At 42.3% G+C, this 15534-nt stretch carries 13 protein-coding genes; 11 read left to right on the top strand and 2 right to left on the bottom strand.

Annotation, left to right across the window (positions count from 1 at the left end; translation table 11 throughout):
- The first annotated feature begins 3 nt into the window (after nucleotides 1-3).
- On the top strand, nucleotides 4-1704 hold the full coding sequence (locus tag G457_RS0106865) for a sodium:solute symporter (RefSeq protein ID WP_026945812.1): 1701 nt from the start codon (nucleotides 4-6) through the stop codon (nucleotides 1702-1704).
- 186 nt (nucleotides 1705-1890) lie between these two features.
- Here the strand turns inward: G457_RS0106865 and G457_RS0106860 are convergent, their stop codons facing one another.
- Nucleotides 1891-2739, bottom strand: coding sequence for a DUF2911 domain-containing protein (locus tag G457_RS0106860; RefSeq protein WP_026945811.1), 849 nt, complete (start codon nucleotides 2737-2739; stop codon nucleotides 1891-1893).
- A 142-nt stretch (nucleotides 2740-2881) separates the two neighbouring features.
- Here G457_RS0106860 and G457_RS0106855 point away from each other — a divergent pair, with 142 nt between their 5' ends.
- Together G457_RS0106855 and G457_RS0106850 are read left to right on the top strand one after the other, a co-directional pair.
- Entirely contained in the window at nucleotides 2882-3802 is a 921-nt protein-coding gene (locus G457_RS0106855) for a 2-hydroxyacid dehydrogenase (protein ID WP_026945810.1), read from the top strand.
- A 2-nt stretch (nucleotides 3803-3804) separates the two neighbouring features.
- Nucleotides 3805-4647, top strand: a complete 843-nt coding sequence (locus G457_RS0106850) for a universal stress protein (protein ID WP_026945809.1) — start codon at nucleotides 3805-3807, stop codon at nucleotides 4645-4647.
- Nucleotide 4648: 1 nt separating this feature from the next.
- Here G457_RS0106850 and G457_RS0106845 read toward each other — a convergent pair whose 3' ends face one another.
- Entirely contained in the window at nucleotides 4649-5341 is a 693-nt protein-coding gene (locus tag G457_RS0106845) for a tetratricopeptide repeat protein (protein WP_035483348.1), read from the bottom strand.
- 114 nt (nucleotides 5342-5455) lie between these two features.
- Here G457_RS0106845 and holA point away from each other — a divergent pair, with 114 nt between their 5' ends.
- The 8 genes from holA to G457_RS0106805 all read left to right on the top strand — a co-directional run bounded on the left by holA (nucleotide 5456) and on the right by G457_RS0106805 (nucleotide 15531).
- Entirely contained in the window at nucleotides 5456-6478 is a 1023-nt protein-coding gene (gene holA / locus G457_RS0106840; protein ID WP_026945807.1) for a DNA polymerase III subunit delta, read from the top strand.
- An 80-nt stretch (nucleotides 6479-6558) separates the two neighbouring features.
- Nucleotides 6559-9546, top strand: a complete 2988-nt coding sequence (locus G457_RS0106835; protein ID WP_026945806.1) for a tetratricopeptide repeat protein — start codon at nucleotides 6559-6561, stop codon at nucleotides 9544-9546.
- A gap of 2 nt (nucleotides 9547-9548) precedes the next feature.
- Entirely contained in the window at nucleotides 9549-11231 is a 1683-nt protein-coding gene (locus tag G457_RS0106830) for a TonB-dependent receptor (RefSeq protein ID WP_026945805.1), read from the top strand.
- 59 nt (nucleotides 11232-11290) lie between these two features.
- The gene (locus G457_RS0106825) at nucleotides 11291-12178 is read left to right on the top strand and encodes an SPOR domain-containing protein (RefSeq protein ID WP_026945804.1); all 888 of its coding nucleotides are present in this window, start codon (nucleotides 11291-11293) and stop codon (nucleotides 12176-12178) included.
- Nucleotide 12179: 1 nt separating this feature from the next.
- The gene (locus G457_RS0106820; RefSeq protein ID WP_026945803.1) at nucleotides 12180-12869 is read left to right on the top strand and encodes a MotA/TolQ/ExbB proton channel family protein; all 690 of its coding nucleotides are present in this window, start codon (nucleotides 12180-12182) and stop codon (nucleotides 12867-12869) included.
- Between the two features lie 2 nt (nucleotides 12870-12871).
- Complete coding sequence (locus G457_RS0106815; RefSeq protein ID WP_026945802.1) at nucleotides 12872-13261, top strand: ExbD/TolR family protein; 390 nt, start codon at nucleotides 12872-12874, stop codon at nucleotides 13259-13261.
- A 1-nt stretch (nucleotide 13262) separates the two neighbouring features.
- Complete coding sequence (locus G457_RS0106810) at nucleotides 13263-14222, top strand: ribonuclease E domain-containing protein (RefSeq protein ID WP_026945801.1); 960 nt, start codon at nucleotides 13263-13265, stop codon at nucleotides 14220-14222.
- 4 nt (nucleotides 14223-14226) lie between these two features.
- Entirely contained in the window at nucleotides 14227-15531 is a 1305-nt protein-coding gene (locus G457_RS0106805; protein ID WP_026945800.1) for a bifunctional folylpolyglutamate synthase/dihydrofolate synthase, read from the top strand.
- The last annotated feature ends 3 nt before the right edge of the window (nucleotides 15532-15534 follow it).

The following is a 15534-nucleotide window of genomic DNA, read 5'->3' as shown; positions in this document are numbered from 1 at the left end:
TTCATGACTAGCCTAGACTGGATTGTACTATTCGGAACCCTGGGTGCCATTGCAAGCTATGGTATCTATAAAACAAGGGGTCAAAATAGCCTAGATTCTTACCTTCGAGGAAGGAATTCCATGAATTGGTGGACCATTGGGCTTTCTATCATGGCCACTCAAGCCTCTGCCATTACTTTCCTTAGTACGCCTGGGCAAGCTTATGAAAGCGGGATGGGTTTCATCCAATTTTACTTTGGCTTGCCCATAGCCATGATTATTATCTCCGTCGCGTTTATCCCTATCTATTATCGGCTGAAAGTCTATACCGCATATGAATATTTGGAAAATCGCTTTGACTTAAAGACCAGGACCCTAGCTGCCTTGCTTTTCATAATTCAACGCGGTTTGGCTTCGGGGATTACTATTTATGCGCCTGCCATTATTCTTTCGACTCTTTTGGGTTGGAATCTGACTTGGACCGTTGTATTCATTGGGGTAGTAGTGATTATTTACACTGTTTCAGGAGGTACCGCTGCCGTATCCATCACGCAAAAACAGCAAATGGCAGTGATGATGGGAGGGATGATTTTGGCAGGTATTATTGTCATTCGGATGCTTCCGGTCTCATTTACAGAAGCTTTGCATTTGGCAGGGAGTATGGAAAAGCTGAACTTGGTCAATCTGGAGTTTGATCCATCCGACCGCTACAATGTATGGTCAGGAATGACTGCAGCGGTCTTCTTATTTCTGTCCTATTTTGGAGCTGATCAAAGTCAAGTGCAGCGCTACCTCTCCGGTCAAACTTTAAGTCAAAGCCGCATGGGGCTCATTATGAATGGCTTTCTGAAAGTCCCGATGCAGTTCATTATTCTTTTTATAGGAGTCATGGTCTTTGTATTCTACCAATTCTACCAGCCTCCTGTAGTATTCAATACGGTACAGACTGAAAAACTTCAAGAAAGTGAGTATGCCTCTGAATTTCAATCCCTTCAGGGAGAATTTGACGCCTTGTTTGAGGAAGGAAAGCAAGCATATCAGGAGCTTTTGGTAGCCGTGGATGCGGAAGATGATGTCGTGAAAAATCAAGTCAAAGCCTCACTTGGGCAGATCAAGCAAAAGCAGGAAGCCGTCAGGGATGAGGTGAAGGCTTTAATCGTCAAGAATGACCCAGTGGCGGAAACTCGAGATACGGATTATGTTTTTATGCGCTTTGTGATGGATCATTTACCCGTAGGGATAGTCGGGTTATTGTTTGCGGTGATATTTTCGGCCGCTATGTCTTCCAGCGCTTCTGAGTTGAATTCGCTAGGTTCCACTACCACGATTGATCTGTATAAGCGTTCGATCAAAAAGGAAGCTTCAGATGGTCACTATGTAATTTCTTCGAAGCTTTTTACCGCCTTGTGGGGTGCTCTTGCGATCTTCTTTGCCATCTATGCCTCACTTTTCGAGAATCTGATCCAGGCAGTTAACTTATTGGGATCACTCTTCTACGGAACTATTTTGGGAATATTCCTGGTAGGTTTCTTTATGAAATGGGTAAAAGGTTTTGCTGTGTTTTTAGCAGCACTTCTTTCTCAGGCTTTGATTTTAGTAATCCATTTTCAAAATGGGGAAGGCTTATTCGGAATCGTATGGGAAATCGGTTTTCTTTGGTACAATGCCATCGGTTGTCTTTCCGTCATGCTCTTTGCAATGCTGCTTCAGGTCTTGAAAAAATAAAGGCCCTTCCAAATTGAAAGGGCCATGATTCTTTATATTTTTTGATTATCTACTTTTCTCTCAGTATTAGAAGCTTTTGACCTATAAGAAAGCCTGAAGTTCAGGTTCAGGGAGCTTCGGTCTTCATACTTCCAATTTCCAATTAGATAATCAATGAAAAATTAGCTCTTGGCAGAATTCTTCAAATTATTTGATCGACTTCATCAATCTTTCATTCAAAGTAATGTAATCTGGATTTTTAGCTTCTTCCGCTAGTTTCATAGATTCTTTAGCTGAGGCTAGTGCTTCTGAATTTTTGCCCAAAGCCACTTCGATTTTAGCTTTCAGGTGCATAGTCCAGTACTTCGGATCAGAAGTTGTGGAAGCTTTGATCCACTCATAAGCTTGATTAAGATCCTTGTTATTGTTGAAGTAATAATTGGCGGAAGCGTAAAGTAAGCTTGGATTTTCCGTCTTCGTATCGATGACCATTTCCTGAATCTGAGCCATCACAATTGGATCTACTTCTGTAGAGATCCGGAAATCCACTCGGGTGTTTTCCCATTTCATCGAAAGGTCAGCTGCATTGTCAGTCATATTATTGAAGCTGATTTCGAAGGTTTCGTACTTTCGGCTCAGCTTATTGGGCGAGACCGTAAATCGCATCAAATCATCGGCATCCGAATAACCGAGAGCACCCCAAAGTTCTGTGTTTTTAGATAGGACAATGGTCCATTCATTTTTCCCGGGGATCGTGTAAAGTGCATATTTCCCAGCTGGTACAGTCTTGCCATCAATCATGACATCCGTAGAAAAATCCAAAGTGGTAGCCGAATTGGCTCCTGTGCGCCATACTTGGCCGTAAGGCACCAACTCACCGAATATCTTTCTTCCTCTTGTACTAGGTCTTGAATAGATGACCTGTACGTCAGTGAGACCTACCTTTTGGGAAATACTTGCCGAAGGGGAGGCCTGAGGCATTTGAAGTTGTTGGGCGAAAGAACTCCCTAAAGCAGCAAAAACTGCCAAAAAGAATATCAAGCTAAATTTTTTCATGGTTATATCGTTTCAGTTAATTGAGTGCAATTTGCTTAATTTTTGACCAAGAATTTGTGTTTTTTCGTCAAATTTTTGATCAATGGATGTATCGTTTTATACCGAGATTGAGTAGATATTTACAAATGTCGACCTTTGTATTATGAGCCTTGCAATCATCAGTCCTGGAAGAGATCCTCAACCTTGGATCGACGCTATCCGAAAGCAAAACGATCAATTGGAAATCGAAGTATTTCCGAATATCCAATATCCCGAAAAGGTTGAGGTTGCCCTTCTTTGGCAGCATCCAAAAGGAATTCTTGCAGATTTCCCAAATCTAAAAATGATTAGCTCTATGGGTGCTGGAGTAGATCATATTCTAAGTGATGATTCCATCCCTGAGGAGCTTCCGATTGTCCGAATTGTAGATGAAAAGTTGACCTGGTCCATGACCAATTATGTGGTGATGGGGGTATTGAATTTTCATAGGCAGGTCACTCGATATCAGCAACTAAAAGAAGATCGAAATTGGGATATGTCTGAACCCGAGATTTCTGTCACCATAGGAGTGATGGGAGTGGGAGCTTTAGGTTTTGATGTATTGGAAAAACTCGATTTTATGGGATTTCCGGTAGTAGGCTTTGGTTTTTCTGATAAAGACGATTTTCCTTTTCCTTACTTTCCAAAGGAAAAATTAGATGAGTTTTTGAAGGAGGTGAATGTTTTGGTTTGTTTGCTGCCGCTGACTTCAGATACTGAAAATATTCTGAATAAATCGCTTTTTGAAAAAGTCAATCCCGGGACATATTTGATCAATGTCGCCCGTGGAAGACATCTAGTCGAAGAGGACTTGATAGATGCAATTTCAAAAGGGCAGCTGTCAGGAGCTATGTTGGATGTCTATCGGAAGGAACCTCTCCCAGAGGATCATCCTTTTTGGCAAAATGAAGGCATTTTTATGACTCCGCACATTGCGAGTGTCACTAATCCAGAGGCGGCTTCTCCTCAGGTAGTGGAAAATATCCGTCGACTTGAATCCAACGAACCTTTGATGAATCTCGTAAACCGATCTCGAGGCTATTAATTATGGAAAAAAACGGGACTATTCTTTGCCCTACCGATTTCTCTGAGTGTTCACTCAATGCAATTGAGTATGCAAGCCGAATCGGGGAGCAATATGGTGCAAAGCTGATTTTAATTCATGTTAGCAACAAAGAGGACTTTTTAAAGCTGAATCCAGGCCGGGAAGACAATGATTATCAGCGTGATTTTTTAAAAGAAAAACTGAATAATCTTAAAAAAACAGTACAAGCGGAATCAATCCCTTTAGGGCTGGAATCTTGTGAAGGGATGATTTTAGAGGGAGATGTGATCGAAGTCATGCTAAATGCAATCGATGAAACGGATTGTCAGCTGGTGGTGATGGGAACAGAAGGGATGAATGACCTACGAAAAAATATTATTGGTAGTCGCACAAGTCAGATAGTAGGGAAGTCCCCCGTGGACGTTTTGGTGGTGCCTAGGAAGGTTTTTTATAAGAAACCGAGGAAATTGGTCTTTGGTACAGACTATAGAGAAGAAGATAAAATCGCTATACAGAAGGTAGTTGAGTTTGCAAAGTTTTTTGATGCTGAAATAGATATTGTTCATGCCTCTGATGGCAAAAACAAACTGGATAGACCCTTACATCAATCGATGGTGGAAGAGATTACACCCTTTGTGAGGTACGATAAGGTGAATTTTGTTCTGAAGTCTTTTCGGGACAACCTGGCTCTAGGCATGGAAAGCTATCTAGCCTCCGCCAAGGGGGATATGCTCATTACTTTAAGTAGGCAGCGCGATTTCTTTGATAAAATCTTCAATAAAAGCCTATCCAAGAAAATGGCCTACTTCATCACGAAACCCCTGTGGGTAATCAAGAATTTTTAGATTAAGAAAAAGGCTTTTTCAGAAATTGGAAAAACTCAGATCGGGTTTTAGAATCTGTAAAAACCTTTTTCACAATCTGAAAGTAATTTTCCAGCGTCAAAGCCTCATTATTATTTCCATTTTTGGGAATTTCCGGTAGGGGTGCTGGCTTTTCGTTGGCAGGCGGATTTGGTTCTTTTTTCTCAGGAGCTTTATATCCAACCAAGTCATCAGCCTTTTCAAAGCTTTTCTTCGATTTTTTCTGATAGCCGAGTTTTTCCTCGACCAAGCCTTTATTGTTGTAAGCGACAGCATCTTCAGGGTCCAATTCGATTGCTTTTTTATAATCTTGAATAGCACCCATCAAATCCCCGATTCTATCCTTGAAAAATGCCCTGCTGCTATAGCGGTAAGGGTTATTTGGATCAAGATTGGCAGCTCGATCAAATTCCGTCAGAGCCTCTTCATTTTTACCTAGTAAGTGCAAAACTACCGCTCTATCAGAGATAAAATCGGTGTTATATGGCTCAAGAGCTACTATTTTATCGAAATCTTCCAAGGCAGATTCAGTTTGACCCATACGGGAAAGTATTCTGCCGCGAAAGAGAAAATAATTGCTTTCGCTTTGATTTTCTGTGATCAATTGGTTGAAAATCACCAATGCTTCTTCGAATTTGCCGGATTTATAATAAGAGATACCTGTCTGAAAGTCCATTTGAATGCTTTTTAATTATTACAAAATTAACAGGAGAATAGTTTTCACAATTATCAATTTGCTTTTGGCAGCTTTTGATAGCTACTCTTATCTTTAAGTCTCAAATTGCAAACCATGCCTAAACAACCGACGGACGTCATCAAGGATTTGAAAGCGGGGAAATTTTCTCCAGTTTATTTTTTAGAAGGAGATGAGCCCTATTACATCGATCTCATTACAAAGATAATTGAGGACAATGCGATTCCGGAGCATGAGCGAAGTTTCAATCAGTTGGCGCTATACGGAAAAGACGCTAACATGGGGGTGGTGCTGAATAATGCCCGCAAATTTCCGATGATGGCTGAGCGTCAGTTGGTAGTGGTAAAAGAAGCCCAAAGCTTACCCGATTGGAGCAATGAAGGTGTTGCCGATCTGCTGATCAAATATGTAGAAAACCCGCTACCCAGTACGATTTTGGTTTTTGCATACAAGCATAAAAAGATCGACGGAAAAACGACCTTGGCCAAAGCCCTGAACAAGCATACAGTCTATGTGAGGTCGGAGAAAGTGCCTGAATACAAGCTCAAGCAATGGCTCGAGGGCTATTTTAAAGAAACTGGCTATGGCATTGATCAAAATGCCATCAATCTATTGGCTGACTCGATCGGAAATAATCTGGAGGTGATGACCAATGAGATTGGAAAGATGTTTATCAATCTTCCTGCAGGTACGAAAATCACTGTAGACCATATCTCCAAATACATCGGGATCCATAAGGATTACAACAATTTTGAGCTGACCAAGGCTTTGGGTTTTAGAAATGTGGTCAAAGCCAATCAAATCATCCAATACTTTTCTCAGAACCCAAAAAATCATCCCATCATTCCGATTTTTTCATTGATCTACTTCTATTTCAGTAAGTTAGCGATCATTCATGAGCACAAGGCTCAAAATGCTGACCAAGCCGCTGCGGCTTTAGGGATGAATGCATTCATTGCAAGAGAATACTTCACTGCTTCCCGCAACTATAAATTGGGCAAGATAATTGAGGTGTTCGCACACATTCGGGAAGCAGATCTTCGTTCTAAAGGAGTAGACTCCGGAAATATGAGCGAAGGTGAAATTCTCAGAGATCTCGTGTATAAAATTTTGCATTGAAACGCTTCTTTTCTTGAAATCCCAAGGCTGAACCTGTGCTTTTGGGATTGTACGGAAGCATTATAATTAATCATTTGCCCATGAAATACTGCCTTGTGCTTTTTGCTGTTTTAGGCTTCAGTGTTCAGGTGCTGGCTCAGTCCACCCTTTACCAAACTGGAGAACAGCGATTCCTGGATGATCAAACCGCTTTCTTTGAAAAGCAACTTTTTTCAGCCAGCCTGTATGAATCTGAAAAAGTAACTTCCAAAGATAATTACCTCGATCAATCCCGAGCAGCTCGTCTTTTAGCTGCACAGTCTGCCTTGGAATTAGAAAGTCCTGATGGGGTGGGTCTGATGAAGTCCTATATTTTGGACAATGGCAAGCATCCAAGTGTTGCGACAGCAGGCTTGTACCTAGGGGATCATTTCTTTTTTAAGCGTAACTACCGGGAAGCAATTGATGGTTATGCCTTGGTAAGTCCAGAAAATTTGGAAGTTTCTAAGCGGGCAGATTTGCTTTTTAAGCAGGGTTATGCACATTTTCAATTGAAAAACTATGATTCGGCTGCGCCTTATTTTGATCAGGCAAAAGTACTTGGACAGGAGGTAAGCTTTGATGCTTACTACTACAGCGGTTTTATTGCACTGCAGAATGGAAATAGTGCCAAAGCGATTCAAGATCTTCAAAACGCTGAAAAGTCTCCCTTCTACAGAGATAAAGTCCCTTACCTTCTTGCTTCCCTGTATTTTCAGGAGAGAAGCTTTCCTCAGTTGATCAGCTATGCAGAAGAAAAGCTTAAAGGTGGAGCTAATCTTGAGCGCAAGGAAATGATAAATCTCTACTTGGCCGAGGCGTATTTCGAGCAAAAGAACTTTGCGAAAGCAGCAGAAAACTATGACGCTTTCATCAATGCCCGAAAGGGAGAACTTACCCCTGAGCAAGTCTATAAAGGTGGAATTGCCCAGTTTGAGATAGAAAATTACCAGAGAGCCTCAGACTATTTGAAAGTTTCGGCTTCCACAGCTGATGAAAAGGGGCAAGCTTCATCTTATTATTTGGGGCATGCTTATTTGAAGTTGGATAATTATCAGTTTGCCAGCACCTCATTCAAAGCGGCTGCCTCTGCGGATTTCAATCCAAAAATCCAAGAGGAGGCACTTTTTAACTATGCCAAGTCAAATCTTCAGAAAGGCAGCTTTCAAGAAGGGATTTCCGGATTGGATCAATACCTGAATGAATATCCCTCGGGGGCTTTTCGCTCGGAGGCCGAGACCTTGCTTTCTGAAGCCTTGATCAATACCAGCGATTATCTCCGGGCGATTCAGCAGATGGATCAAATCCAAAATAAGTCCCCGCGTATTCGTGAAGCGTACCAGCGAGTTGCTTTTTACCAAGCAATGGTCTATTTCCGAGACAAAAGATATCCAGCGGCCATTTCCTATCTAGATAAATCCTTGGATTATCCAGTCAATAAAGACTTGATTTTGGAATCACACTTCTGGAAGGGCGAGATTTATTCTGCCAATGGAGAATTGGATAAAGCCATAGCCTCCTACCAGGAAGCGCTTCAGTTGGGTAGAACTACCTCTAGTGCTTATCTGACCAAAAGTTTGTACGGTTTGGGTTATGCTTATTTTAACTCCAAGCGATACCGCGAGGCTGAGGCACAGTTCAAGACTTACACAGACCGTCTGCGCACTCGTCAAAACAAGGAAAATTACGATGATGCCTTACTTCGATTAGGAGATTGCTACTACGTGCAAAAGCGCTTTGCTGAAGCAGAAAGTACTTTTCAGCAAGCGATTTCGGAGCGAAATGCAGGTATTGATTATGCCTACTACCGTTTAGGTGTTGTACAAAATTTTCAATCAAAAAATAGTGCAGCATTGAGAAGCTTGGATCAATTGATCGCAGGCTATCCAAATTCACTATATCTGGAAGACGCACTTTTCCAAAAAGGTCAAATCCTCATGGAAGAGACCCAGTATAGCGATGCCACTTTTGCATTTTCGGATTTGATTTCAAAGCGGCCGAATAGTCCATTTGTTCCCTTTGCCTTGGAAGGCAGAGCAGTTGCGAACTTCTCTCAGCAAAACTACGATCAGACGGTTCGGGACTATCAAACCATTTTGGATGAATTCCCAAATTCAGGAAATGCTGAAACAGCCCTAAAGGGTCTGCAAGAGACACTGGCACTGCAAGGAAGGGCAGGGGAGTTTTCAGGTTATTTGGATAGCTACAAGCGATCCAATCCAGAAAATGGTTCTGTGCAAGCTTTGGAGTTTGAATCAGCGAAGAGTCTGTATTTTGAGCGAAATTTTGCTCAGGCGAGCCAAGCTTTTGAGGGCTATCTGAGTAGCTATCCAGAAAGCAGTCAGCGAGTGGACGCCCTGTATTTTATGGGTGACTCTTATTTCCAGTCAGGTAATCAAGATGATGCTTTGCGAGTATTCCGTCAGCTAGAAAGCGAACCCGCCTCTCCGCAACGCTTAAAGGCAATGCAGCGAATAGGGGAGATTTTATCAGCGCAAGGAAATTATTCAGAGTCTATTCCTTACTTGGAAACTGCCGTTCAAAATGCCCGAAGTAAGGTAGAAGAGGCCGAGTCACTGATGGCTTTATTGAAAGCTTACAATGAAACGCAACGCTATCAGGAAGTCATCACCACTGCGGAAAAATTGGAAAGCTTGGATGGTATTTTACCGGAATCGACTCCAAGGGCTCTACTCAACAAGGCCAAAGCACAATTTGCCTTAAAGCAAGATCAGGCTGCAGGGGTCACATTGGCGGTTTTGGTAGATGAGTATAAGACGATAGAAGGGGCCGAGGGCTTGTTTCTTTTAGCAGAATCCTATCAAAAGCAAGGTCAGATCGACCTTTCAAATGACAGTATTTTTGAAATGTCCGGTCCTTTTGCCGATTTCGATTATTGGTATGGTCGGATGTTCCTACTTCTGGCTGAAAACTATTTGCTCTCGGGAGAGGATTTTCAGGCTAAAGCCACGCTTGAGTCTATCGTAGAAAACTCCACGAATGAGGAAATTAAGAAACTTGCTCAGGACAAACTCCAAACCTTGAACTAACCATGAGAAAATTAAAAATATTCTTCGCGGCATTGATTCTAGGAACTCCTGGAATTGCTTCGGCACAAATACAAAATAGAGGGGAAGTTCAAGACCAGGAGTTTGTTATCCGAAAAGACCGGGTTTTGACTCTTCCGAATCAACCTCGGGTTTATGAGAAGCTACCCGTTTTGCCTCAACCGAAAGGGCTCAGTGATTTCAATTACACGGTCAATTTCTATGAGTTGGATTTACCCCCAGTTCAATTAAAGGCAGAGCCGGTACAAAAGACCTATCGACGTGATATTGCTGATCGATACCCGGGTTTTTTGAAAGCTGGTTATGGGAATTTTGCCAGCCCTCTTTTGGAGGCTCGATTGATGGCAACTGAGGTCTATGATTGGAATTACTCCTTCAATCTGAAGCATCAAAGCTTTGGCAAAGGCCCCATTTTGGGGGAAGAGTCAAAAGAATCCCACACCAATCTCGGAGGGAATGCCAGCTACTTTTTGGATCAAATAGAAGTATTCGGAGGCTTGGAATGGGCACAGGATTCTTACTCTTTTTACGGAATTGATACTTCAGTAATCAATGACCCTAACTTGGAATTTACCGGAATTCAGGGAAATGTATTCCAAACCATTCGTCTTCATGCGGGTATCCGGGACATAGAAAAGGTCGGGCCGATCTCTTATCAAGGAAAAGTCCACTTTCAAAACTTCCAGGATAGCTATCTCGCAAAAGAAACAGAAATAGCTTTGCAAGGAGAAGCGGTTTTCAGGCCTTCTGATGACTGGACAGGTTCTGTCAATTTATCATTCTTCAACACCAATCCTGAGGATAGGGACTATGATGTAAGCAGAAATTATTTTGCCATCCGTCCTCGAGTGGTTTATCGCTTAGATGCTTTTCAGTTTACCGCAGGCTTAAATTTGATTTCAGAAAATGATTCTGTTCCGGGAAAATCCAGTGATTTCAGAATTTTCCCTCTTTTGAAAGCTTCTTATCAATTTGCTGATGAATTTGGATTCTTCGGGGAGTTTTCTGGCGATGTAATTCGAAATACCTATTACAGTTTTGCCATGGAAAATCCCTTCATCGGGCCATCTGCACAATTGCTAAATACGATTAATAATTACAAGGTAGCAGGAGGAATCGAAGGGACGGTTCAAAATTCGGTTGATTACCGGGCCGGAATAGATGTCAGTCGATTTAATCAAATGCACTTTTTTGTGAATTCTGGAGCGGATACTTCCCGCTTTGAATTGGTGTATGATGATCGAGTGACGGTGTTTAACATCAATGCCGAATTGGGGGTTCGTGTCAATGAGTTTTATCGACTCTCTTCAAGGCTTGACCTTTTTCAATACGATATGAATCTTCAGGAAGAAGCTTGGCATCGGCCTACTTGGCAGGTAGGTATCAATAATCAGTTATTACCTTTGGATGGTTTATTGATTCAGGCAAATCTGAATTTTATGGGAGGAATCAAGGCCCGCACGATTACTTCAAACCCAGAAGTCCCATTTTCTTCTGAAAAGCTAAAGACCATTGCAGACCTTCAATTGAAAGCTGATTACCAGATTACAGAAAAGATTGGTGTTTTTGTGGAAGGAAATAACCTTCTCAATGGCCAAAATGTGCGTTGGTTGAATTATCCTGTTCGAGGCGTGCAGTTGATCGGTGGAGCTTGGTTGAAGTTTTAATATTTTTGTGCTTTTTGATCAAATCAACTAGCTTCGTAACAAGGCAATTTCATTAGACTGTGAAGAAAAGAGAAAAAGAAACCTGGACCGATCCCAAAGACTTTGGGTTACCTTTTGTTGAAGTCAAAAAACTCAAAGAATTTGAGGAAAATATCAAGTCCAATTCTGAATTGCCTAAAGAAGGCTCAGAAGAAAAAGTGGTATCTGCCTCTGAGCTACGTTCTAAGGTTCTTTCTCAAATTCCACCAAAACCTGTTCAGGAGCAGGAGCCTCTTGATGAACTATCCGAAAGCTTCGAACCTAAGGAAGTTGAGGATATTAAGGAGCCAAAAGCTGAAGCGAAGAAGACGATACCTGAAAAGTCCCCTGAGCTTCCTGCAAAGAAGTCGAGTTCTTGGGTGATGGTTGCAGCCTTTATCGGATTGCTTCTGATTTCTACAATTGTTTGGCAGTTGATGAAGGAAGAAAATCCATCTCCTGCACCGAATAACGAGCAATCTTCAGTGACTGTGGCTGAAAGCACGATTTCTCCAGCGACAGAGCCTGAAATTATTCCAAGTGAAACTCAAAACCAAGAATCTGAAAGTATTGATAATCAGGATTCTACAAATCTTATCTCCAATAATCCAAATCCACCTGCTCCAACAGCGGAATCTGGTACAACAATTGATCGTAAAGAGCTAGGTTCTTTGACGAGAATTGAGTCAAGAGGTGAAAGAGCTACCTATTTTATCATTGTGGGAAGCCTTCGTACCGAGCGACTTGCTCTTGAAAAATCAGCTGAGTATCAATCCCGTGTTCCGGAGCTTTATTTGATTGAACCATACGAAGATTCACCTAATTATCGTTTGGCTTTAGGAAAGTACAATTCCTTCACACAGGCAAATAATGCACTCGCTGAGATCAAAGACGATTACACCGAAGCATTGTGGATTTTGAAATATTAATATGATCTTATTACAAACGCTCTCTACAGATTCCTCGGCGGCAGCCGATAGTCTGGCTATGAATGGTGCGGCCGAGCAAATCGGTTTGCTTGATCTTTTAATCAAAGGTGGGTATATGATGATCCCGCTCTACCTATTGTTTATTTTGGCCATTTACATTTTCATTGAGCGATTGATGACTTTGAAGAAAGCTTCTAAAACTCCTGCTCATTTATTGGATCAGGTGAAAGTCTTGGTCGCAAGTGGACAAGTGGAAAAAGCCAAAATGCTCTGTGCAGATGAAAAAACTCCCATTGCCAATATGATCGCAAAAGGAGTGGAGCGAATTGGTTCTCCCTTGAAAAACATCGAAGTTTCGATTGAGAACGTAGGGAAAATAGAGATTTACAAACTCGAAAAGAATTTGAGTCTTTTGGCAACGGTATCCGGTGCAGCCCCTATGATTGGGTTTTTGGGTACGGTCGCAGGGATGATTCAGGCTTTTATTGCCATTGCCCAAGAAGAGGGCATGGTTTCGCCGAAGCTCCTTTCCGAAGGAATCTATGAGGCAATGATTACTACCGCCACAGGTCTGGTAGTAGGTATCCTGGCATATTTGGGATACAATTATTTGGTTACCCAGGTTTCCAAACTCGTACATAGAATGGAATATGCCTCTATCGAATTTATCGAACTCCTACAAGAAAAATAAGCATGGCACTTCAATCCAAACATAAAGTAGAGTCAGCTTTCAGTATGTCCTCCATGACGGATATCATTTTTCTTCTCTTGATATTCTTCATGTTGACCTCCTCATTTATTACTCCCTCAGGTCTTCCTGTCAATCTCCCATCGAGTGAGACATCAGATATAGCCCTGCAGGAAGTAACCGTTTCGGTCACCAAAGACCTCAAATATGCCGTAAATGATAAGGTGGTCAATCGGGATCAAATTAAGGCTGAATTGACTTCCTTGCTCAAAGGAAAGGATAGCCAAGTGGTCCTTCATATTGATAAAGAAGTACCTGTGGAATACTTGGTGGAGATTGGCGGTATAGCAGCAGGCTTGGAAGCAAATGTTTCCATTGCCACAAAACCGTATTAAGATGGAATATTGGAACGCAGACAAAGTAGTAAGCCAAAACAAGAAGCGGGCGGGTATCATTACCCTCCTGGTGAATATTCTACTGCTGATTGCGATCTATTTTATTGTCGTTTGGAAACAACCTATTCCACCGCTTCCCACTTTTGGTTTGGAGTTGAATTTGGGTTTTACTCCGACAGGTTCTGGTAATATCAATAGCTCTAACCCGCCTTCTGAAGCTCAAACTCCAGTAGTAGAAGCTGCTGCCCCGGGTGAAATTGCCCAAAAAGTCAGCCCCGAAGCTACGCCAACTCCCGCTCCGAAGACCGAGCAGGCAAAACCAAAGTCAAACCCTCAGCCCAATACAAATCAGGCGGTATCGGCCAAGCCATCTCCTTTGAAGGGAGAAGAGAAAGCTACTGAAACAGTCAAACAACCGGATCCTAAACCTACTGAGCCAGCAAAAATTGTTACTACTCCCGCAGAATCAAAAGCAGAAGAAACGGTCCAGAAAGCACCTGAACAACCTAAAATCAATGAAAGAGCGCTGATGGGTGCAGGTGGTACCAAAGGAAAAGGAAACCAACCTGCAGCTGGTGGAGCACAAGGTGATTCCAAGGAAAAAGGGGATGCCGGAGACCCGAAAGGTACTGTGGATGGTCGCGCTATTATGGGGCAGGGTTCAGGTCAGGGTACCAATTCAGGTGCTGGCTACAGTCTTGACTTGGCTGGATGGGATTTTGCCGCTAAACCCAATATCAATGACCAAGTGTCCACTCGAAGTGGTCGTATCGTTTTTAAAATCACTGTGGATGATTCCGGACGCGTGGTCCAAGCAGTTCCATTGGAATACAATGTCTCCAATGAGGTGCTTGCATACTATCGTCAAGTAGTGAATAAAGTTTCTTTTAAGCGACAGGGTGGTACCGCCGTTGCCGATTTCTCTAGCGGAAAAATCACATTTATTATTAAGGTTGATTAAATCCATGACCTATCAGGAGGCCTTAGATTTTTTATATGGTGCTTTGCCGATGTTCCAGCGTGTCGGGGCTGCAGCTTTCAAAAAAGACCTGTCTAACACGATCGCTCTTTGCAATCATCTTGGGAATCCGGAGAAGAAGTTTAAATCCGTTCATGTAGCCGGAACTAATGGAAAGGGGAGTTCCTCTCATTCTCTGGCAGCTGTTTTCCAAGCTGCAGGATACAAAACAGGACTTTATACTTCCCCTCATCTCAAGTCTTTTACTGAGCGAATTCGCATCAACGGAATAGAAATTCCGGAGGAGGAAGTTGTCCGCTTTGTTGAGGCTAATCGTGAGTTTCTGCTGGAACTTAAGCCTAGTTTTTTTGAGATGACCGTTGGAATGGCTTTTTGGTACTTCGCTGAGGAAGCGGTAGATATAGCCATCATAGAAGTTGGAATGGGAGGAAGGTTGGATAGCACTAATGTCATTGAGCCTGAACTATCCCTGATTACCAATATTGGCTGGGATCACATGCAGTACTTAGGGGACACTTTGCCGAAAATCGCGGCAGAAAAGGCCGGAATTATCAAAGCTGAAACTCCTGTGGTGATCAGTCAAACACAGGAGGAATGTGAGCCTGTATTTCGTCAACTCGCAATTGAAAGAAGTGCTCCACTGGTATTTGCTGATGATTACTGGAAGGTGAAAAAGACAAATAAAGGCCAGGCTAAAAGTGACATTTTGTTATCGGCATCCTACGAGGTAGTTCATGATTTGAAGAAAACAGAACTTGAGTTCGGTCTTTTGGGCGATTATCAGGTTTTCAATTTGCCAGGAATCTTGGAAAGTATTGAGCAACTGCGAAAAATGGGTTGGAAGCTGAGCGATGAATCAGTTCACGAAGGGCTTTTGAAAGTCTCTCAACTTACCGGGTTGAAAGGTCGCTGGCAGATTTTGGGTAAAAATCCCTGGGTCATCACGGATACAGGGCATAATGAACCCGGGATAAAGGCAATACTGGAGCAATTGAAAACCTACCAATTTGATCAACTGTGGTTAGTTTTGGGAATGGTCAGTGATAAGGATATTTCAAAAGTACTAAGTTTGATGCCTAAAAATGCCCACTATATTTTTTGCGAAGCAAGCATCCCGAGAGCCATGCCAGCAAAAGAACTGGCGGAAAAAGCTGCTATGCAGGGCTTAAAAGGCGAAACCATTCCTTCTATTTCAGAGGCAGTTCGATTTGCCAGAAAAAAAGCTAAAGCGAATGACCTGATATTTATCGGAGGCAGTACTTTTGTGGTCGCAGAAATCGAAGAGCTGTAGTGG

Origin of the sequence: Algoriphagus marincola DSM 16067 (genome assembly GCF_000429405.1) — a bacterium.
GTDB classification, from domain to species: Bacteria; Bacteroidota; Bacteroidia; order Cytophagales; family Cyclobacteriaceae; genus Algoriphagus; species Algoriphagus marincola.
Note: the sequence above shows the minus strand (reverse complement) of the source record. Positions and strands in the feature narration are given on the sequence as shown.